The 19,943-nt window shown below is 67.8% G+C and carries 16 protein-coding genes; 5 read left to right on the top strand and 11 right to left on the bottom strand.

The genetic code is table 11. The features are described from left to right. Nucleotides 1–259: 259 nt before the first annotated feature. Both ACWDLG_RS40530 and ACWDLG_RS40525 read right to left on the bottom strand, forming a co-directional pair. Complete coding sequence (locus tag ACWDLG_RS40530) at nt 260–934, bottom strand: DUF402 domain-containing protein (protein ID WP_449930250.1); 675 nt, start codon at nt 932–934, stop codon at nt 260–262. 634 nt (nt 935–1,568) lie between these two features. After that, nucleotides 1,569–2,117: a hypothetical protein gene (locus tag ACWDLG_RS40525; RefSeq protein WP_449930248.1), complete on the bottom strand. Its 549-nt coding sequence runs from the start codon at nt 2,115–2,117 to the stop codon at nt 1,569–1,571. Between the two features lie 438 nt (nt 2,118–2,555). On the opposite strand from ACWDLG_RS40525, the gene ACWDLG_RS40520 reads away from it, so the two are divergent. From ACWDLG_RS40520 to ACWDLG_RS40510, 3 genes are all read left to right on the top strand, one after another. After that, a complete protein-coding gene (locus ACWDLG_RS40520; protein ID WP_449930247.1) occupies nt 2,556–2,969 on the top strand; it encodes a sensor histidine kinase in 414 nt (137 codons plus the stop codon). A gap of 378 nt (nt 2,970–3,347) precedes the next feature. After that, the gene (locus tag ACWDLG_RS40515; protein WP_449930272.1) at nt 3,348–3,923 is read left to right on the top strand and encodes a F0F1 ATP synthase subunit B; all 576 of its coding nucleotides are present in this window, start codon (nt 3,348–3,350) and stop codon (nt 3,921–3,923) included. A 108-nt stretch (nt 3,924–4,031) separates the two neighbouring features. Then, a complete protein-coding gene (locus tag ACWDLG_RS40510; protein ID WP_449930246.1) occupies nt 4,032–4,307 on the top strand; it encodes a hypothetical protein in 276 nt (91 codons plus the stop codon). 49 nt (nt 4,308–4,356) lie between these two features. Here ACWDLG_RS40510 and ACWDLG_RS40505 read toward each other — a convergent pair whose 3' ends face one another. After that, nucleotides 4,357–5,580, bottom strand: a complete 1,224-nt coding sequence (locus ACWDLG_RS40505; RefSeq protein WP_449930245.1) for an esterase-like activity of phytase family protein — start codon at nt 5,578–5,580, stop codon at nt 4,357–4,359. 679 nt (nt 5,581–6,259) lie between these two features. Between ACWDLG_RS40505 and ACWDLG_RS40500 the strand changes: the two genes are divergently transcribed. Next, nucleotides 6,260–6,742 carry a hypothetical protein gene (locus ACWDLG_RS40500; protein WP_449930243.1) on the top strand — a complete coding sequence of 161 codons (483 nt, stop codon included), beginning with the start codon at nt 6,260–6,262 and terminating at the stop codon, nt 6,740–6,742. 481 nt (nt 6,743–7,223) lie between these two features. Here ACWDLG_RS40500 and ACWDLG_RS40495 read toward each other — a convergent pair whose 3' ends face one another. From ACWDLG_RS40495 to ACWDLG_RS40475, 5 genes are all read right to left on the bottom strand, one after another. Further along, complete coding sequence (locus tag ACWDLG_RS40495) at nt 7,224–7,475, bottom strand: hypothetical protein (protein WP_449930241.1); 252 nt, start codon at nt 7,473–7,475, stop codon at nt 7,224–7,226. Nucleotides 7,476–7,610: 135 nt separating this feature from the next. Continuing rightward, a complete protein-coding gene (locus ACWDLG_RS40490; protein WP_449930239.1) occupies nt 7,611–8,381 on the bottom strand; it encodes a hypothetical protein in 771 nt (256 codons plus the stop codon). 463 nt (nt 8,382–8,844) lie between these two features. Next, entirely contained in the window at nt 8,845–9,546 is a 702-nt protein-coding gene (locus ACWDLG_RS40485; RefSeq protein WP_449930237.1) for an iron-sulfur cluster assembly protein, read from the bottom strand. Beyond that, a complete protein-coding gene (locus ACWDLG_RS40480) occupies nt 9,543–10,583 on the bottom strand; it encodes an amidohydrolase family protein (protein ID WP_449930235.1) in 1,041 nt (346 codons plus the stop codon). Before ACWDLG_RS40480 ends, ACWDLG_RS40485 begins: the two co-directional genes overlap by 4 nt. Before the next feature lies 1 nt (nt 10,584). Then, nucleotides 10,585–11,619, bottom strand: a complete 1,035-nt coding sequence (locus ACWDLG_RS40475) for an NAD(P)-dependent alcohol dehydrogenase (protein ID WP_449930233.1) — start codon at nt 11,617–11,619, stop codon at nt 10,585–10,587. Between the two features lie 853 nt (nt 11,620–12,472). Between ACWDLG_RS40475 and ACWDLG_RS40470 the strand changes: the two genes are divergently transcribed. After that, nucleotides 12,473–13,108 (top strand): hypothetical protein, encoded by a 636-nt coding sequence (locus tag ACWDLG_RS40470; protein ID WP_449930231.1) that lies wholly within the window; start codon nt 12,473–12,475, stop codon nt 13,106–13,108. A gap of 249 nt (nt 13,109–13,357) precedes the next feature. Here ACWDLG_RS40470 and ACWDLG_RS40465 read toward each other — a convergent pair whose 3' ends face one another. From ACWDLG_RS40465 to ACWDLG_RS40455, 3 genes are all read right to left on the bottom strand, one after another. Continuing rightward, nucleotides 13,358–16,036 carry a helix-turn-helix transcriptional regulator gene (locus ACWDLG_RS40465; RefSeq protein WP_449930229.1) on the bottom strand — a complete coding sequence of 893 codons (2,679 nt, stop codon included), beginning with the start codon at nt 16,034–16,036 and terminating at the stop codon, nt 13,358–13,360. Between the two features lie 6 nt (nt 16,037–16,042). Then, the gene (locus tag ACWDLG_RS40460) at nt 16,043–17,122 is read right to left on the bottom strand and encodes an SMP-30/gluconolactonase/LRE family protein (RefSeq protein WP_449930227.1); all 1,080 of its coding nucleotides are present in this window, start codon (nt 17,120–17,122) and stop codon (nt 16,043–16,045) included. Nucleotides 17,123–17,196: 74 nt separating this feature from the next. Further along, nucleotides 17,197–19,908 (bottom strand): helix-turn-helix transcriptional regulator, encoded by a 2,712-nt coding sequence (locus ACWDLG_RS40455; protein ID WP_449930271.1) that lies wholly within the window; start codon nt 19,906–19,908, stop codon nt 17,197–17,199. Between the last annotated feature and the right edge of the window lie 35 nt (nt 19,909–19,943).

The raw sequence follows: 19,943 nt of genomic DNA, 5'->3' as shown, positions 1-19,943 counted from the left end.
CCGCAGCTCACCGCGCCATGCGGCCACGGATGACGAGCCCGGCTCCTCGGCCTCATCTGCCGTGCGGGTTCTCACGCGCAAGCTTGAAGAGGAGCGGCGCGCTCGACGGAACGAGGTGGCGGAGTTGCGCAGAGCGTTGGACGTGGCCCAGGGCGAAAACCTTGAGCTGCGGCGACGCCTCGACCGATACGAGCCGACATGATCGCCCTCGTGGCCTTCGGCAAGCCGAGTAGGGGTGCCATGGGCACCTGGGGATCGCTTAGCGGGCAGTGGATTTCGTGACGATCTCCTGGACGTCCTCGGGCAATGTCGGTGCCGGCCACGCCTCATATCGAAGTGGCGCCCACTCGTGTGCGAACGGTCCTTGCCGAGTCTCGATCAGCCCCATGACCTCCAGACGGGCTTCGGCAACGCGGCGGTGAACTTGATCGTCTATCAGCCCCAGCCGCCTGCCGTGCTCATATTCGTCTTCATCCTTCCATCTGTACTGAGAAAGATCAGGTTCGACAATGAGGTCCAGCATGAGGTCGAAGGTGTCTATGCCCAGGTGAGTGCGTCGTTTCGGCATGTCGAAGTCGACATACCAGGCGAGCGGTTGATGATCGGAGTCGAAGAACTGGCGGACGGTGAAATAGGTGTCGATGCCATACCAGCTGCGCACCGCGGTGCCTTGCCAGGTCCACCATCCCAGTTCCCACCTGCCCGAGGCGAGCTCGCGGATCGTTCGTTCCCGCTGGCTGCCGCCGTTCAGGGTGGAGTCGATCCACGTGGTGGACGCCAGGCCGCGAAGCCCTGGCCATCCGGCCACCATCAGATACTTCTCGGTGTCTTGGAGAACGCGGTACGGGACCGCTGTCCAGACCTTCCCCTTCCAGATGTGGCGGCGCACGGCTGTCGCCCCGGCATCGAAGCGTCTATGGGCGTCGGTCTCCATGGCTCGATCTTGCATGATCCCGCGCAAGCCAGTCGATCTCGTGTTGATGTCGCTGCTGCGAACGAAAACACGGCCGTCGACGGAGGCTGCACCCTCGTCAACGGCCCTCTTGTGGCAGGCACAGATACGAGGTGGTCGACGTCGAGCCCGCTGGGATCGGTGACGACTTGATCGTCGTAGTAGGAGTACCCGCGGCCGCCTGACAGTTCTGCAGCCATCGCCGATCTGGAGAGAGGCATCGAGGCTTCCTCGATGAGGACCTCCACCCTGGTGGAGCAGCCGTCACGATCGGCGTCGATCCAGGGCCTGAAGCCGCTGTGCTGGTAGCCCGCGCGCGATTCGGCGCCGGGGGGGAGAGTGGCGACGGCTTCGGCGAGGAGCGGGCCGGCGTAGGTCGGCGTCTGAGGTGCGGCGGATGCCGGCGTGGCGTTGGGTGCGGTGATGGCGACGAGGGCGCCGACCAGGAAGGCATGGGTGGGCGTGGGGGCTCCACCGCTCATTACTGAGAGTTGTGATTCGTGGGAGTCCGCCGTCTCTACCCGCACAGTAAGAGCCCAGTAGCGAGTCGGTTGCCCAGTACTCCGACGAGGCGTTCGCCGATCTGCGCTTCTCGGCGCTGCCGCTGGTTTTTGCGTCATGGGACGAGCAGGTTGATAGCGACGCCGATGGGGATGGAGACGAGGGCGCCGATGCCGATGTAGATCCATTGTTGGCGTCGTTCAGCGCGGATGGTGGCTTCGGTCTCGCCGACGAGAATGTGGCGAATCTTCTCGGCTTCCTCCTTGTTGAGTTCGAGGAGCTTCCGCTGGTGCTCGGCGTCAGCGAGGAGTGTGTCGCGGATCGCTTGCTGGACGTCGAGATCGCGCTGGAGGTCTTCCATCAGTGCGGCCGCTTCTGCGAAGGCCGAGTTGACGGCCTCGATGCGGCGGCGCAGCCGTTCTCCGGGGTCCTCTGCAGCTTCCTTGGTTTTCCGCTCATCGACCCAGTTGACCCACCAAAACACGAGTAGGACTGCGATCATGGTTGCGTAGCGTAAGGCGGTGCTGAGAAGCTCGCCGAAGTTGCGGGGCCATAGCGCGGGCATGGGCTCTGCGACGGCGATCACAAGTGCAACGAAAGCGACGACGGCTATTGCATACCGGTACTTGCGGGCGGTCTTGGCTGACCTGCTACGGGTCTTCATGATGTCATTGCATCGCGTTCGTCTGGGACGGTCGTGCCGCGTGATCGAATCGGGATCTTGGTGCTTGTGCAATGGAGCCCCCGCCACCTCCCTGTACGAGGGATAGCGGGGGCTCTCTAGGTCAGGAAGGTCTGCTTGGCGAGGCGCCCCGGCCCGGTCGTAGGTCGTCGTGGTGGTACGGCCTTCGGCGTCGATCTGCTCAGTACGCCGGCCGAAGGTGTTGGAGCCCAGCTGGAGGCACGTGTCTCGCTGACGGCGGTGCCGCCTGTGCGTTCCACCTGCATGGCGGGCAACAGCAGCAGCGCCGGCGCACAGCGGTAAGCGCGGCCCGGATCATGTGCATGTCCTTGGTCAGAAGGACGCCGGATCACGTGGGCTTGAGCGTCGGTCCGCAGATGCGACTCGATGCGCCTGTCGAGTTCTGTATGGAGATGGTTGATGGCCGAGCGGGCCAAGGTGAGGCCGGCTGATGAAATACTCTCCCGGGAGTCTCTTTCTCGGTACTTGGCGCAATGGTCCAGGGATAGTGGAGTCAACGTAGAGATATGGGCGCTCCCGGATGAGATCGTACCGATCCGTGTAATGGCGGCGATCTCCGCCTGCATCGCCGAGGCCTTGTCCAATATCGAAAAGCACAGTCAGGCTCGCACCGTCTCTGTCGTCATCACGGTCAGTCCATCCGGCTTGAGGCTGACGATCAGCGACGACGGGTATGGGTTCGAGAAGCTTCGTCCTGGTTCGGGGATCGCTGTGATGCGGGCCGCGAAATCGGTTGGCGGATCCTTCGGCATCAATGGCACGCCGGGCGGCGGTACCACGATCAGCGGCGCAGTACCGCGTACGCGCTGGTAGATCTATCATGTTTACTACGTGTATGAGCGCTTGTAGGCTCGTCTTGTTCGCGACCCAGCCGCACCTCTTGATCTTGGTCGAGAATGTCTGGGACGTCTAGTACTCCCGTGACACTCGACTTGGCCGCGAGTCCCTTCCATCCGTCCTGTACCGGGGTCCGGGGTTACGGAACCGGTACCCGCCAACCTCCGACGCGTTACTGCCAAATATTGAGCGGCTGTGGGCCAACCCCTTCACTCGTTGTCTCTTCGCCCGAACTTCTCCGGGGGTGTGCTGTTCGAAGCGAGCAGTGTGGATACCTGTCGGCTCCAGCACGGATGTAATCGGCGTGATCGTAACGCTGTCTTCACCGCCTTCGGGATATTTGTTTAGTTCGTGATGTCGATGTACGTCGGCAGTTCGCTGCGTATGGGTCCTCTGGCAACCACACTGACGAAAGGTCATCTCGTGAACCCCCTCTCCCCGGACAACTTCTACGAGCCCGTTATCGGACTCGTCATGTTCCTCGTTACTCTGTTCGTCCTCGGCAAACTGCTTGTACCGCGCTTACAGAAGACGCTGGCCGAGCGGGCTGACGCGATCGACGGCGGAATCATGCGGGCAGAGGAGGCCCAAGCCGAGGTCCGGAATCTGGAGCGGCAATACCGCAAGCAGCTGGAAGAGGCCCGGCGCGACGCGGCGCTGCTGCGGGAGGAAGCCCGCGAGCAGGGCGCGCAGATCAGGGCCGAGCTCCGCGCGCAGGCGCAGGCCGAGGCTCGCCACCTCATCGGGACGGCGCACGCCCAGATCGAGGCCGACAGACAGGCGGCGTTCGCCCAGCTCCGTACGGAGATCGGCCGTCTGTCGACCGACCTGGCGGGCCGCATCATTGGGGAGCCATTGGAGGAGGACGTGCGGCATACCGGCATCGTGGCGCGATTCCAGGACGAGCTGGAGAACCGAACGGCCTCGTGAGGCAACGGTCCGACCGTTGGCAAACGCGCGGCAGACCGATCCGTGCGGCACCTTCATCGAGCAGGGCGACAGCAAGCGCGGCGAACCCATCGCCCGCACGCTGAAGGGGTGGACGGCGGTCCGGCCGACCCGCAGCCCGCCGCTGACGTGGTGCTCGATCCCGCGGCTACCTCCACCGTGGATGCGATGGGCCGCAAGACCGCCTACGCCTACTGGATGGACAACCGGCTCCGGCAGAGGATCGCCGACGGCGCCAAGCGGAACGGCTCGGCCACGCCGGCGGACGTGGTGGAGCCGGCCGAGTACGACCCGGCCGGCAACCTGACCCAGCAGATCAACGGCGGCGGCCTGGTCACCACCGGTTTCGTGGTCCCCAAGGCGTGAGGCGGCGCCGGACGGGGCTCGGGACAGACCCTTCCGGCGCCTCTCAGGACTACCGCTTCGGGAATCCGATCACGATCATCTCGGTGGCGTCCGTCTTGCCCGGGACGCGGCCGGCGCTGTCCGGGAAGTTGTTGTCCTGCATGACGGCGATCCTGTTGCCCGGCAGAGGGAGCAGCGCCTCCACGGACTGCAGGGGGAACTTGAAGGGGTCGCCGAGACCGTAACCCCCGGCGGGGTCGTCCGAGCCGATGTGGGCAGGGTTGCGCAGGTTCAGCAGGTCGGCGACCTCGGTCTTGACGAGGTAGCCGTCGGCGTCGGTCTTGCGCCGGTCGATCAAGTAGACGCGCTTGAAGGTGGCCTTGGGCCCCTCGTCGTCCTCACGCTCGATCAGGATGGCCCGGTTGGCGTCGAGGGTTTGCATGTCGGCGATGCGGTAGTCCTCGCCGTCCGTCCGGTACTGCCAGGAACGACCGGTGTATTGGTTCTGCTGGGTGTCGAACTCGTAGATGTAGCGCCGGAACGGGTTGGCGTCGTTGGTCAGCCGGCCTTCCACCGCGGGGTAGAGGAAGCGTCCGTCGGGGGAGGAAGCGAGGGCTTCGAAGCCGCGGCTGCCCTGTACCGTCGTGGGCTCGCCGTTCGCCGGCGTCGGGTTGTTCGGGGATTTGAGCGAGGGGTGGGCGATCGGGGCCTGCAGCAGCTTGCCGGTGCTGTCGAAGTGCAGAAGGAACGGCCCGAACTCGTCGCCGACCCACATTGACCCGTCGGGGGTCCGGGTCACCGACTCCGGGTCGAAGTCGCCGCCGGTGAGCAGCCGGTCCGCGGTGTTCTCGTTGACGATCTTGAAGGGGATCTTGTGGTCCGGGTCGGCGAGCGAGAGGAACCGGCCCACGTCGATGGTCCCGGCTCCGCCGCCGGCCGTCTCCCACTGTGGCGTGAAGTGGTAAAGCCGCAGCAGGAAGTCCACCGAGTTGCCCTTGGTCCCGAAACCGTTGTCGGGCATGGCCCAGAACGAGCCCTTGCCGTCGGGAAGCATGGACGAGATGCCGAGCACCAACTGGCTGGGGTAAGGAGGCGTCATGCCGTTGTTGGGGTCGCTGAAGGCGCCGGTGGGTGGGCCGGGGGCCGGGGCGTAGGCGGGCAGTGTGGCGCGGGCGAGCAGGGTCGCGCGAGCGGGGTCACCCGGAGGCGAGGCAACCTTGCCGGCGGCGAAGGCGGGGGTACCGACCAGCATGAGCGCCGCGGTGGCCAAAAGGATGAGAGGGCGACGTCGCACATTTTCTCCTGAGGAGCGGACCAGTGATGGGGCATGGGCGAGTCGGATCAAATCGGTCGACTATTAACTGCGGTTACGGACTTGATGGCGGCAGGCCGTAGGGGTGGCGAAATGCCGGTGACATCCGCTGGTCGCGCCGTCCGGACCGGTGCCGTCCGCCTCCGTCCTGCGGGCCGATCGGGCGGTGACGACCAAGCTCCGTTCCACGCGCTGCCGCGCGTCGGGATGGTCAAGCTGGCCCAGATCATCGGTGAGATCGACCCCGTGCTCGGACGTGCCGACTCCGCCGACCACCTGGTCGCCGAACACGGCAGCGCCTCTCTTCTTTCACGTGTGGCATGGTGGCCGCCTGTCGCAGCATGTTGCGACATCGCCGTGACGCCGGTGAGATCGTCACCCTGTCCGTGATGCGACATCGAGCCTGGCTCGGCCCGCGGAACCCCGCCCCAAGCAGGGCCGATGAGGTCGAGCATCACGATGGGAGCGGCCATTGGTCTCCCGGCATGCACAAACAGCCCACAACATCTTCGAGGTTTCCCGCGTCCGACTGACTATGACCTCACTTACCGAGCGCACGAGCCACCCAAGAGCCCGCCGATACGAAGCCTGGACCAACGCCGCCGCCCTGGCCGCCTGCCTGACGGTCGTCCTCGGCGGAGGTACCGCCAACGCGGCCCCCGTGGACGGCGCGGCGGCGCAGGCCGGCGCCGCCATCGCGGCGGATGCCGCCGGCCGGCTGGACCGGGTCGACTGGGCGTCCGTAGTGGAGCCGGCTCTGAAGTGCCCCAGACCGGGGCCGCACGCCACCTGGTACGTCGTGCGCGCCCGCGTGGCGGCCGTCGGCGACCTTACCCGTGACGGCAGGCGTGAGACCGTCGTCGTGTCGTCGTGCCCGAGCACGACGTCGAGCAATCCCTTGATCGCCTTTGTCTACGACGGAGCCTCCAAGCCCTCGGCTCCGCGCTTGCTCGGAAAACTCGGCAAGAACCGCTACTTCAAGTCCCTGAAGGTCGCGATCCGGGGCGGGCGTGTGCACCTGCACGGCGAGGCGCTCAGCGACCAGGCCCCCAGATGCTGCCCTGACCTGATCGTCAGCCAAACCTACAGATGGGACGGCACGCAGTTCCGCAGGGCGGCGGAAAAGGCGAACCGCATCACGTGACCACTCCCCCTGGCCCGCAGCCTCTACCAGCCCATCTCACGGACCGGTCGCATCAGATTCGAACGTCAACCCGACTTCCCAGGAGCTTCCGACGAGGTCAGCATCGTCACGGGGTTGATGCTGACCTCTCTTCGCAGGTGATCTCTTCTGGCAGGTCGGGCGTGTTGCACGGACCGCTAGTGCGGGGACGGCAGGCGGCCGGGGTCCGCGGTACTGGCCGAAGGGAGTGGCCCCAGGTCGGACTGCCGATCGGTGCCTGGTTCGTACCGGTCAGCCGGATCTCATAGGCGATCTCCTCGCCGAACCTCCAGACGACTTCCTGACAGACGCGGGCGAGGCCGGCGACGGCCTCGCCCGCCACTGCGCGCAGTGCGGCGGTGATCCTCACGGCCGGGCACGACTCCGCTGCTGAGGGCGTCGAACAGACGCTCCAGGCGGGCACGGTGGTCGTCTGCGATGGTGCCGGCCGCTTCTCCGGCGATCAGGCGCCGGGCGTTCTCCACCAGCGCGGCGGTGAAGAAGGCGGCGAGCAGGGGCCGTCGAAGGCCGGGTCGTGTTCGAGCTCGCCGGCGCAAGTTCGTTGGAGGTCGGAGGCGATCTCTCTGGCGCGGGCGACCAGCGCGGGCGAGGCCGCTACGGTCCGGAAGAAGGGGACGGACCCGTCCGTGTGGCCGGACAGGGCGTGCCGCTCCTTGAGGAGATGGAACGCCGTGTCGCGCAGGGACTGGAGCACTCCGGCGTCCGGGGCGCGGTCGCGTACCGCTGAGCGCAGGATCGACGGCGTCGACCTCGCGGTCCAGGCGGAGGTCCTCCTCGCGCGGGAAGTGCTTGAAGACCGTCACGGCCGAGACCCCGGCTGAGGGCCCGCTCAGGGAGTGGGTGTGGCCGCCTGACTCGTCGTTCGCGCAACCCATGTGCGAAGGGTTTCCGACTTGTGCCAGTGCTGATTGAAGTAGTCGGTGAAGTACTTGGCCGCCTCGGGGTCTTCCATGCTCATTCCCCTGATTACCTGCTCCGTTCCACCGGAGAAGGCCAGGAAGACGACGCGCTCGTCGACGATTGCCATGTTCAGCAGGTCCGCCTTGATGTCCCACTCCACCACGTGGGCCTCATAATTCTGAACTTCGCAAGTCTGGTCGAAATGGGTCATTGCCCACTTCCGCATCGCGTCAGAGTTCACGCAGATCAGGCGGCGGACGGAACGAGAGGAGTTGCCTCCGGCCCAGTCAAGCACGGCGTCGAAGTACTGCTTGGCCTCCTTCTGGGCCAGGGTGCTCGGCGGCGCTTGCCGTACGTACCAGACGTCGAGCTGGTTCTCCGCGCCCCGGAGGATCGCTGTGCGGAGAGCGCTGTAGAACTCGGCGTTGTTCTTGTAGCGGCGGAATTCTGTGCACTGGTGGTTGGCGAGCTTCTCCAGGGTCCGGTCCATGCCGCGTAGAGGGAGGAGACACCGTAGAATCGCGTAGAGCGCTACGAAGATCAATGGTAGGAACGCGGCAGGCGGCCAGTCGAAGACGGCGCCCAGAACGCTTGCGCCGACAACGATCACGCAGATGACGGTGATGATGCGGTCTTCGATGCGGTCGAGTGAGAGAGAAGCGAGAGACTTGCGCCGGTTGCGTGGGGGGGTCGCGTCCATGCTGTTGCCTTCCTCGTTATGCTCCAGTAGACGCTCAGAATCGGGAAGTAGTTCCAAGCGGTCTATTCGTGCGGCTCAAACAGCTACAGATCACGACGACACCGATCAGTGCCGTTGAAGAGGAACGGACATATTGTCAACGACGGCCGAATTCTGACTTTCCGTGATAGGCCCCGTTGAGTAGATCACGGTTCGGGTGTTCCGGCCGGTCGCCCAGCCTGATCACGAGCATCCGCAGCGTGTTGATCAAGGAGTTTGTCGCCGTCCTGTTCCCTCATCTGGTCGGCGTGTGCGTTGATCAGGTCTTCCGGCCGGGGACCACGGTAAGGATCCGGGCCAGGACCGGCACCGTGGAGGCCGCCTGCCCGGCCTGTGGAACGCCGTCGCAGCGGGTGCGCAGCCACTACGAACGGCGGCGTCCGATACCGCGGTCGGGAGGCCAGGAGGTGGTGTCGGCCGGCGGTCAGGGCGGACAGGATGGGGAGTCCCGCCCCGCCGCTTCGGGGTAACGCGTGTGGAGGAGTCCGCGGCAGAAGTCGGCGTTGCCCTCGATGCTGACTCGCACGGCACGGGCGAAGCGCAGCCGCAGCGCGGCCTCCTCGTCGGGGATCGGCTCGCCGCGCTCGTCGAGAAGCAGCGGCGACTGCGGCGAGCAGTCCAGCCCGAGTTCGGCCCTGCGGTGAAGCAGCCGCGCCAGCTCTGGGGACGGCGGGACCTCGCCCAGTCGCAGTCGCGCAGGCGGCAGGCCCTCGGCGGTCAACCGGGTGCCCAACCGGTCGAGGCTCGCCAGGTAGGCCTTGCGCCGGAACGTCAGGCGCAGCTCGTCAGGCTCTCCGCACGCCTCGCCGGGGAAGGACCCGGTGAACCCTGCCCCTTCCGAGACAGCCGCGTTGATCTCGTGGGCCGCGAAATGGTCCTCCAGCCGGACGTCGACCGCGACCACGCCGGGTACCGCTCGTACCGCTTGGCAGGCGTCGGCCACCATCAGGTAGGCGAAGTTCGGCGCGCAGAAGTACGTCGGCAGGCGGAGCCGTACCGAGACGTGCCCCTCGTGGACCTCGGCCTCGCTGACGAACCCGAGCTCGGTGATCGGCTCGTCCAGCTCGGGATCCCGTACGGTCGCCAGCGCGTCCCAAACGTCGCGGTCGAGGGACGGCACGCTCATGCCGGCACTTTCGGCCCGGACCCGACGGGCTCGTCGCTGCCCGCGTGGGCTTCCACGATGTCCAGCTCCGGCGGTACCGGGATGTCGTAGAGCCGGGCGGCGTTGAGGCCCAGGATCTTCTTCTTCACCTCAGGGGTGAGCTCGCCGTACTCTCCGCGCATGTCTACGGGGATCTGGAAGTCCACGAAGCGTTCGATGAGCCACTTGGGCGTCCAGATCGCGTAGTCGCTGGCGAAGGTGATCCGGTTCTCGTCGAGCCAGTACAGCAGTTCGCCGATCACCTGGGCGAAGTAGCGCGGCCTGGTGTGAATGAACGGCATCACGACGGCGAGCCCGCCGTAGACGTTCGGCTCCTGCGTGGCGATCCAGCAGAAATCCTCCAGCCTGGGTAGCCCACAATGCTCGACGATGAACGTCAGCTCAGGGAACATGCTCGCGACCTCGTCCACGTCGGCCACGTCGAACGCGTCCCGGTTGAGCGGGTAGATCGTCGGCCCCTTGTGGACGTGAATGTTGCGGATCCCGAGTTCCTGGCTTTTCTCGAGGTATCGGTAGGACCACGGGTCGGTCAGTTTCCAGCCCTTCGAAGCGCCCTTCCATTCGGCGGTGTAGAGCTTGACCCCTTTGAGATTCCAGCGCTCCGCCAGCGCCTCGAGCCTTTCGAGCCCCGCCTCACCGTCGCGCGGATCCCACGACCCGTTCACGATGAACTTGTCCGGGTACTTCTCCGCGAGCACCCCGTCCTGCTCGGTGGTGTTGAAGCCGGCCACGAAGAAGTCGTTGAGGTAGGTCGGCTGGAAGATGGCCTTGTCCACGTAGCCGGCCTCGAAGACGTCGTGCAGGATCCGTTCCTCGCTCTGCTGCCAGAACTCCTCCAGCGGCCAGACCTCCGACGCCGGAGAGAGATTGCGGTGGTAGTCGTAGAAGCAGTTGATGAAACCCTCGCCATAGCGGTTCGCCTGATTCGACGGCTTGGCGTCCCAGAAATGGATGTGCCCGTCGACGACGAAATACTGCCGGCCATCCTTTTCGTACATCTCAGCTCCTCGCGGGTACGAGAATTCCCCGGCCTTGCAGACGGCCGCTGTCCAGGTCGTCCATGGCCTCGTTGACGGCTTCGAGGGGATATTTCCTGGTATGCAGATGTACTTTTCCCTGCGCGGTCAGGGCCATCAGCTCGTCCAGATCGTTGTACGAACCGACGAGGTTGCCGATCACGTTGATCTCGTTGGAGATGATGTCGATGGTGGGGATCTCGACACGGCCCCCGTAGCCGATCACGAAGTAGGAGCCCGCGCGGCGCAGCATCGCCACGCCTTCGGCTTCGGTGCCTCCCTCGCCGACGAAGTCGAGCACGACGTGCGCGCCGCGCCCGCCGGTGAGGTCGGTGACCGCGTTGAGCTGGCTGCCGTCGGCCGGCACGGTGTGCGTGGCGCCCAACCCCTTGGCGAGCTCGAGTGCCGCCTGCGACCGGTCGACGACGATGATCTCGGCCGACGCCATGGCGGTCAGGCACTGCACGCCGATGTGGCCCAGCCCGCCGGCGCCGATCACCACGACCTGGGTGCCCGGGTAGAGCAGCGGCAGCGCTTTGCGTACCGCATGGTAGGCGGTCAGTCCCGCGTCGGCCAGCGCGGCGACGTCCGCGGGCTCCATCGAAGGATCCAGCTTGACTACGGACCTGGCGTTGGTGAGGAGGAACTCGGCCATGCCGCCATCGGTGTCGATACCGGGGAACTTCGCGTTGGCGCAGTGCACGTCGTCGCCGGCGCGGCACGCGCGGCACAGCCCGCAGCTGACGAGCGGGTGCAGGATGACCGCGTCGCCGGGCTGCACGCCCGTCACGGCCGAGCCGACATCCCGCACCCAGCCGGCGTTCTCGTGCCCGATCGTGTACGGCAAGGCCACGCCGGACTTCTCCGCCCACTGACCTTCTACGATGTGCAGGTCCGTACGGCACAACCCGGTCCCGCCGATCTCGACCAGCACGTCCAGCGGCCCGCTGATCTCGGGGTCGGGGACGTCCTCGACCACCGGGCGCTTGTTGTACTCGTGAAGCCGTACGGCTCTCATCGCCACTCCCCGACCTACGAAAGGCTGTAGCTCGATCGTTGGAGGGTCACCGGGTGCGGTCAATGGTCGAGAATTCACGGAGCCGGAATTTTGCCCGATATTTCACAAGGCCGGAATTCCGGGGGCGACATTGGGCAACTCCCGGCCCTCTACAGGCGGGATGCCGAGGTTCTCGATCGAGGGCAGCTTGGTGTGTCACCACGCACGGAGCAGTCCCATCAGTACAGGTGGTCGACAGATCCGACGACGGCGGGGATCGCGCCGTCTCCCCGGCGAAATACCGAGCCGTCTTGCACAGGGTCCCGCTCCACATCCAGTTCACGCACCCGCCGGCGCAGCTCGGCGTTCTCGGCCTCCACCGCCTCCGGCGACGCCTCGCCGCCGGTGCCGGCGCTCTTCGGCCTGCGTCCCGGCCGGCCCGCCTCAACCCGCTCCGTGCGCGCGGACCGGATCCAGTTCCGGAACGTCTCGGGGCCGACCCCAAGTCGGTGGCGATCCCCGCGCTCGTTGCTCCTGGCCTGGACTCATACAGCGCCACCGCGTCCTTCTTGAACTGCGGTGGACAGTTCTTCATCCCCAACGGGACACTCTCCCGATCTCCCCGAACCAGTAGGGTTCAGGGTCTCAGGTGTCCAGCCCCCGGGCGGAACGCCCGAGTTCTCAGCGGGCAGCCCGTGCGGCTGAGGCAAGGCCCTCGCGGAGCGCGTGCTGGAATTACTTCAGAGAATTGACATTCTGACGAGTAATCCGTGAGGTCGTCAGAGGAGATCCATTTCGACCCTTGTCATTCCCTGCAAGACTGTCCGCACCGTGCCCCCACCGCGTCGGAGCCTGAGGGATGGAAAGCTGACAGATGCGCCTTGACATCATCCGGAGATTCGCCGCTTGGGCGACCATGAACGCCGACGGCATGATCGCCCTTGCCCTTGCTGTGATCGTAGCCGTGCTGGGCACAACCGTCGATGAACTGCCACCTGGACTCACTGAGAGCGCCACGTTGCTCGTCATGGCCCTTGTGGGGACCACGGTCCTTCGCGATCGGGCCCACTTATCCTGGCGGTTCGAACAACTCGAAAACCTGATCAAAGAGGCATCCCCCACGCTGCGCCGCAGGTCGGTCACGTCCGAAGACGACGACCTCGATCAGCGCTTCCACTATCTGGCCGAGCGGCTGGAGGACACTTTCCAAGAACTGGAAGAGCTTGAGAATGCGATGCGGGCGCGCGCCGCCATGGCCCGCAGGCTCGCGGCCGAAGCAGAATCCAATAGGCGTGAGGCCGAGACGAGTCGTGAAGTAGCGGAGCGGCGCCAGGAAGAGGCCAAGGCGTTCGACCTCCTACTCCAGAGCAAGATCGACGATGTGGCAGAGCGTGTGGAGAAACGCGGCCAAGGCACCCAGCGGCGGTACATGCTCTACGGCGTCGTCCTCGGGGCCACAGCCGCCATCTTGCTTGACGCGAGCAAGGCCCTGTGGGCGTTCTGGACGTAACCCAGCCCCACCGCTTCCCAGACACAGGGACGCTCAGGCGTGCGGACGTGAGGTCTGCCCTGGTAGTGGCAGTGTCGGGCTGTCCCTTGGTGACGGCGGCACCAGTCTGACCAGCGCCGGGTGTTCGTGATCGTGTGGGTGGTGGTCCGGCGACCTGATCGGTGCCCTTGAGGGCCTTGTCGTCTCGCTTGATGTCCACGCCTGGGACCCCGAGCGCACGCAGCTGCGCGCGCTCATGGGGCGGCTCCGTCAGATGACGGTGACGTACTGGGCCAGTTCGCCGCGCGAGGTGATGCCCAGTTTCGGGAACGCCTTGTACAGGTGGTAGGCGACCGTGCGCGGGCTGAGGAACAGGTGGGCGCCGATCTCACGGTTCGAGGCGCCCGTCGCTGCCAGCCGTACCACCTGGAGCTCTTGTGGGGTGAGGGCGGCCAGCGGATCCTCGGCGTGGCGGCGGTCGGACAGGGAGGCGCCGGCGGCCCGCAGTTCGGTCGCCGCGCGTTTCGCCCAGGGAGCGGCGCCGAGCCGTTCGAAGCCCTCCATCGCCGCGCGCAGGTGTGTGCGGGCCTCGGCGCGCCGCTGGTGGCGGCGCAGCCACTCGCCGTACAGCAGTTCGGTGCGGGCTTGCTCGAAGGGCTGATCGGCCTGCCGGTGGAGGGCGAGTGCCCGCGCGTAGCCGTCGCCGTCGCCGCTCAGCAGCGCTTCGCACCGCTTGAGTACGGCATGTGCCCAGGGCTGGTCGATGACGTTCGCCCAGTCGCGGAAGCGGGTGAAGGCCGGCCGGGCCCGCTCGGGTGTTCCGGCACGGGCGGCGGCCTCGACGTAGTCGGGGCAGGCGTACCACCACAGGAAGGCATGTCGAGCCGGTCCGGCCAGGGCCTGGTCCATTCGCTCGAGCACCGCGGTGTGTCGTCCAGCGGCGAGATCGAGGGCGATCAGCGCGTACGTTCCCCAGCCCAGGCCGGTCATCCACGCCCCGTCCACGTCGTCCGCCCTGGCGACCAGTTCGCGGCAGCGCTCCTCCTCACCGGCGACGCCGGCGAGCCAGGCGGCCAGGCCGGTGAGATAGTCGTGCCAGTACGGCTGGCCGACGTCCTCGGCGATGTGTATTCCGTCGGCCGCGCTCTCGCGCGCGGCGTGATGTCGTCCATTGGTGAGCTGGGCCAGGGCCAGCAGCATCATGGCCTGCGGCAGGCGACCGGCTCGCCCCGCGGTACGGCACTCGGCGACGAGCCGGGTGGCGTCTTGCAGCATGGCGTGCTGGTCGCCGCGCATGAATCCCCTGTATGCGGCCAGCAACCGCAGGTCGACCGGCACCGATTCCTCACTGCGAAGGCCTGGGCCCGTGATCGCGGCCATGAGGTCGCCCTCCAGCAGGCGGCGCATCCCGTGGTTGAGCGCGTGCACCGCGCCGAGCGGCCCGTCCAGGCGGGGGGTCAGCTCCTCGGTCCGGCGGGCGAGCGGCACCTGGTCGGGATGTGTCCTGCTGCTCCAGACGTACACGCTCGCCAGGCCGAGCATGGTCAGCGCAGACACCGGGTCGGCGGCGGCGATGAGCTCGGCGCCCTCCTGCAGCAGCCGGGTCGCCTCCAGCGGCCGGCCCGCCTGGAAGGCGAGCGTCGCCCGCACCCGCGCCAGCTCCGCTGCCACCTCCTCGTCCTGTGGCCGGTCGGCGCGGCGAGCCAAGCCCTCTGCCTGCTGCCACAGCCCCGCGTCCAACGCCGCCGTCGCACCGGCCGTCAACCTGCGTACCTTGGCTGCGGGATCGGCCGACAGCTCGGCGGCGCGCGTGTACGCCGCGGCGGCGGTCGCCTGGCCGCCACGATGCCTGGCCCGAGTGGCAGATGTCTCCAGAGCCGCGGCCACCTGTTCGTCGGGTTCGGTGGTGACCGCCGCCAGATGCCAGGCGCGGCGGTCGTCGTCGACGGTCTTCGCCAAGGCCTGGTGCGCTGCCATGCGCTGGGCGACGTCAGCGGACAGTCGCGCCGCCGTACGAACCAGTGGGTGACGGAAGCGCAGGCCCGCTTCCGTCACTGTGATCAGTCCGGCCCGCTCGGCCGGCGCGAAATCGGTCAGACTGCCGCCCAGCTCTCGCAGCGCCCGCGTCAGTGTGTCCAGAGCGCCGGTGTCTTCCAGCGCCGCCACCAGCACGCACGTCCGGGCCGCGGCGGGCAGCTCCCCGAGCCGCGCGCGGAATCCGGCCACCACGCGGCCAGTGACCGGCTCGCCGCCAAGGGAGAGCGCCAACGGCGCGAACACCTCCGTGCGGGGCAGTTCCAGCAGCGCGAGCGGGTTTCCCTGCGCTTCGGCGACAACCTGCTCACGGACGGCCAGCGCCAACTCGCGATCACTGCCGGCCAGCAACTGCCTGGCCGCGTCGAGGGTCAGCCCGCCCAGTCTCAGCTCCGGCACCACCGATGCCGGAAACGCGCCCACCTCGTCCCTGGCCGCGAAGATGACCGCGACCGGCTCGGCGTGCAGACGGCGGGCGGCGAACAGCAGGGCGTCGGCCGACTCCCGGTCGAGCCAGTGGGCGTCGTCCACCAGGCACAGCAGCGGCCCGTCGGCCGACAACTCGGTGAGCAGGCCCAACGTGGCCAGCCCGATCAGGTACCGTTCCGCGGGCGCGGCTGTGACCGCACCCAGCGCGCCCAGCAACGCATCGGCCTGATTGCGCGGCAACGCCTTGATGCGGTCGAGGACAGAGCGCAACAACAGCTGCAGGGCGGCGAACGGCAGGGTAGCCTCCGACTCCACCCCGCTCACCCGCAGCACGCGGGCCTGCGATGTGGTGGCGGCGTGGTCGAGCAACGCCGACTTGCCGATGCCCGCCTCGCCCCGCACGACCAGCGCTCCGGCCCGGCCGTCGCGAGCGTCGCGGAGCAGGCGGTCGATGATCATCTGCTCGTTCTCGCGCCCGTACAACATCGGTCTCTATGCCGCGATCCCGGCGAAGGTGAGCCGGATCGAGTACAGGTCACCGGCCGAGTTGGTGATGAACAGGTTGTTGCGCTTGGCGCCGCCGAAGGTGAGGTTCGAGGCCGACTCGGGCAGCAGGAGCTTGCACAGCAGGGTGCCATCGGGGTGATAACAGTGCAGGCCGTCGAGGGCGGCGGCCCAGACACGGCCGTAGCAGTCGAGCCGGATACCGTCGAACCAGGCCTCGGCGAAGACCTTGCCACCGGACAGCGTGCCGTCGTCGCGGACCTCGAAGACGCGCATGTGCCGCTTGCGGGTGTCAACGATGTACACCTGGCTCTCGTCCGGAGAGAAGGCCAGCCCGTTGGGGCGGACGAAGTCGTCGGCGACGATCGTCAGTTCGCCGGTCTCCGGATCGAGCCGGTACACGTGGTCTGCGCCGATCTCGCTGTCGGCCGGGCTGCCCTCGTAGTAGCCGGTGATGCCGTAGCGTGGATCGGTGAACCAGATCGAGCCGTCAGAGCGGACGACGACGTCGTTCGGACTGTTGAGCCTCCTGCCCCGGTAGCTGTCGGCAAGCACGGTAATCGAGCCGTCGTACTCGGTCCTGGTCACCCGGCGAGTCCCCTGCTCGCAGGTGATCAGCCTGCCCTGGCGGTCGACCGAGTTGCCGTTGGCGTTACCGGACGGGCTCCTGAACACGCCGACGGCACCGGTCGTCTCATCCCAGCGCAGCAGCCGGTCGTTGGGGATGTCGCTCCATACCAGGTAGCGCCCGGCCGGGAAGTAGACCGGCCCCTCGGTCTTGCGGCTGCCGCGATGCAACACCTCCACGTAATCGTCGCCGCCGTCAAATCCGAAACGCTCGTCCAGCACCTCGAACCGTGCCTTGAACCTGTCCATTGCCGGACCTCCTTTCGCAAAGGCCATGTCTGCCAGATCTACCCGGCCGCCGATCAGCTCGGCGGCGCGCACCGCGGCCGTGAGTGCCTGGCCCTGCCCGGTCCAGCGATGCACGTCAGGTGCGGTGTCGGCGAACGTGATCGCATGCTCGTCCTGTTGGCGACGACGCGGTCGAGGAGCAGCGCCCAGCACGAGAGCCCTCATGGGAACCCTTCTTTTCGCGTCGTTGAGCGACGCTACTGGTGGGGCGGGGAGTCCCGGATCTGTCAGATGACCGGGTTGTCGGCCAGGTCGAGCCTGGCCAGCCCGATGCGGGAGGTCACGCCCAGCTTGGGGTAGGCGTTGGACAGGTGATAGCCGGCGGTGCGTGGGCTGATGAACAGCCGAGCGCCGATCTCGCGATTGCTCATGCCGGCCGCGGCGAGCCGTACCACCTGCAACTCCTGCGCGGTCAGCCGCGCGACGAGATCCCCCGCACCCGCTGTGGGCAGCGGATCGGCGCCGGTTGCCCGCAGCTCGCTCCTGGCCCGCTCGGCCCAGGGTGCGGCGCGCATCCGCTCGAACGATTCCAGCGCCGATCCCAGGTGCCGGCGTGCGGCTCCACGCCGTTTGGCACGCCGTAGCCATTCGCCATACAGCAGGTGTGTACGCGCCAGCTCGAACGGTCGCCCGTCCCCGGCATGCGCGGCCAGCGCGGCCTCGAAGGCAGGGCCCGCCTGCTCGTCCGGCGCGAGCAGGGCCCGGCAGCGCAGCGCGATGGCCCGCGCCCACGGTGTGCCCGTCCCGGTCGCCCATCGTTCGAACTGCTCGCACGCCTCACTCGCGTCCCCGCCCAGCCTGGCTACCGCCTCCACCTGCTCGGGCAGGCTGAGCACGGCGACGACGACATGCCGGTGGGGGCCCGCGGTGACGCCGGCCAGCCGGTGCGCCGCCGCCTCATACCGTCCGAAGCCGAGATCGAGCAGGCCCAGCGCGTAGGCGTGCCAGGCGGGGCTCGGCAGGTCCTCGCCGGCCGACCGCCGGCAGCCCGTCTTGTCGCCGTCGATCGCGGACAGTATGGCCAGCACCCCGACGAGCATCGTCACGTAGTGGCGCTGCCCCGTGTCACGCGCGATCTCCAGCCCCTCGATCGCGGTGGCGTGCGCGTCGTGGTGCCTGCCCAGGAACAGCCGGCAGTGCGCCAGTCGCAGCAGCACTCTGGGCAGCGCGCCGAGCGCGCCCTGCTCACGGCACTCCCGGTCCAGGGCGACCGCGTCATCGTGAACGGTCTGGTGGTCGCCGAGCAGCATCTCCCAGCCCTGCAGCCGCGACTGTTCGGACAGGCCGCGATCGTGACGGGTAGCGGTGACGTGCGCCGCGAAATCCCGCAGCGCGGCAGCGCCGGACGCGATGTCGCCCGTGGCGAGCAGGCGCAGCCCGTCGGCGCCCCGGAGGAGAAAGGCATCGGGCACGTCCAGGCCGGACAGCCGGGCAGCGGTGTCCCCGGCTGCTGCCTCAGGGACGGGCGAGTCCCAGGCCGCCGCCATCGCCTCGAACGTCATCAAGGCACCCGCCTGGCGGTCGAGCGGCGCAACATGCGTGGCCGCGTCGAGCAGGAGTGTGCGCGCTGACTCCGGCCGGCCCCTGGCATGTTCCAACCGGGCCCTCGTCAAGGCCAGGCGGGCGATCCACGCCGGGTCGCGCACGTACGGCAGCGCCTCGCCCGCTAGCGCGGCGGCGTGCTCGATCAGCCCCGCTTCGTTCGCCGCCATGGCCGCTGCGGCAAGGCGGCGCCCCCGGGTGTCCCGATCTTCGGTCAGTTGCGCCGCGCGGCGGTAGGCAGCGGCGACCGCGGCCAGGCCGCCACGCGACCTGAACAGCTCGGCGTTGCGCTCCAGTTCGGTCGCCGCCTGCTCGTCATGGCCCACCGTCGCCGCGGCCAGGTGCCAGGCCCGGCGTCCGCCATCCCCGACCGTCTCGGCAAGTGCGTGGTGCGCGGCCATCCGTTGCGACAGCGGCGCGCTCTGATAGGCGGCGGCGCGTGCCAGCGGATGGCGGAACCTCAAGCGGCCCTCGGCGACCCGGATCAGCCCGGCGTCGGCCGCAGGCCCCAGATCGGCCACCGATGCGCCCATCCGCTGCCCCGCGCGTACGATCAGGGCCGGGTCGCCCGTGTCGTCCGCCGCCGCGATCGTCAGCAGCGTGCGCGCAGGCGCGGGTAGCGCACCGATCCGCGCATCGAAGATCCGCTGGATCCGCCAGGAGACCGGCATGACACCGATCTCGTGCTCGTCCACCGGCTCAATGCCGTCCCGCTGGGCAGGGCTGAGCGCGCCGACCAGCTCCACCAGCGCCAGGGGATTGCCCTGCGCCTGGGACAGCAATCCCTGACGTGCCGAGACATGCAGGTCGGGCGCATGATCAGCGAGCAGGGCCGCCCCGGCCTCGTCGGAGAGCGGCCCCAACTCCACGACCGGCACGCCCGGACGGTCGAACACCGGCGAGCCGTCGCGCACGGCGAAGATCATGGCCACGCGCTCGGCGCCCAGCCTGCGGGCGGCGAACAGCAGCGCCTCGGCCGACTCCAGGTCCAGCCAGTGCGCGTCGTCGATCAACACCACCACCGGCTGCTCCTCGGCCAGCTCGCCGAGCAGGGTCAGCGCGGCGGCACCGACCAGGAAACGATCGCCCGCCGCGCCGTACGGCGAATCGATCAGCCCGCGCAGGGCGCGGGCGTGCTGCTCCGGCAGCCGATCGGCCAGATCACGCACCTCACGGAACAGCACCTGCAATCCCGCGTAGGGGAGCTCGGCTTCCGACTCCACGCCCCAGGCCCACAGCAGCCTGGACTCCCCGGCCGAGGAAGACACGGACTCCAACAGAGTCGTCTTGCCCGCGCCCGCCTCGCCGCGGATCACCACGGCACCGCCACGGCCTTCCCGCGCCCGCGACAGGGCACGCTCAAGCGCTGCGACCTCGGCTGCCCGCCCCCTCAACACGCCCGCCACCCTACCGACCGGTGTGACGAGGCAGG

This window comes from Nonomuraea sp. NPDC003727 (assembly GCF_053586935.1).
Note: the sequence above shows the minus strand (reverse complement) of the source record. Positions and strands in the feature narration are given on the sequence as shown.

Coding starts and splice junctions, on each gene's coding strand:
- ACWDLG_RS40490 (WP_449930239.1), bottom strand. CDS start 8,381: ATGGACGCGACCCCCCCACGCAACCGGCGCAAGTCTCTCGCTTCTCTC.
- ACWDLG_RS40480 (WP_449930235.1), bottom strand. CDS start 10,583: ATGTACGAAAAGGATGGCCGGCAGTATTTCGTCGTCGACGGGCACATC.
- ACWDLG_RS40525 (WP_449930248.1), bottom strand. CDS start 2,117: ATGAAGACCCGTAGCAGGTCAGCCAAGACCGCCCGCAAGTACCGGTAT.
- ACWDLG_RS40520 (WP_449930247.1), top strand. CDS start 2,556: ATGGCCGAGCGGGCCAAGGTGAGGCCGGCTGATGAAATACTCTCCCGG.
- ACWDLG_RS40470 (WP_449930231.1), top strand. CDS start 12,473: ATGCGCCTTGACATCATCCGGAGATTCGCCGCTTGGGCGACCATGAAC.
- ACWDLG_RS40465 (WP_449930229.1), bottom strand. CDS start 16,036: ATGTTGTACGGGCGCGAGAACGAGCAGATGATCATCGACCGCCTGCTC.
- ACWDLG_RS40530 (WP_449930250.1), bottom strand. CDS start 934: ATGGAGACCGACGCCCATAGACGCTTCGATGCCGGGGCGACAGCCGTG.
- ACWDLG_RS40485 (WP_449930237.1), bottom strand. CDS start 9,546: ATGAGCGTGCCGTCCCTCGACCGCGACGTTTGGGACGCGCTGGCGACC.
- ACWDLG_RS40515 (WP_449930272.1), top strand. CDS start 3,348: ATGTCGATGTACGTCGGCAGTTCGCTGCGTATGGGTCCTCTGGCAACC.
- ACWDLG_RS40475 (WP_449930233.1), bottom strand. CDS start 11,619: ATGAGAGCCGTACGGCTTCACGAGTACAACAAGCGCCCGGTGGTCGAG.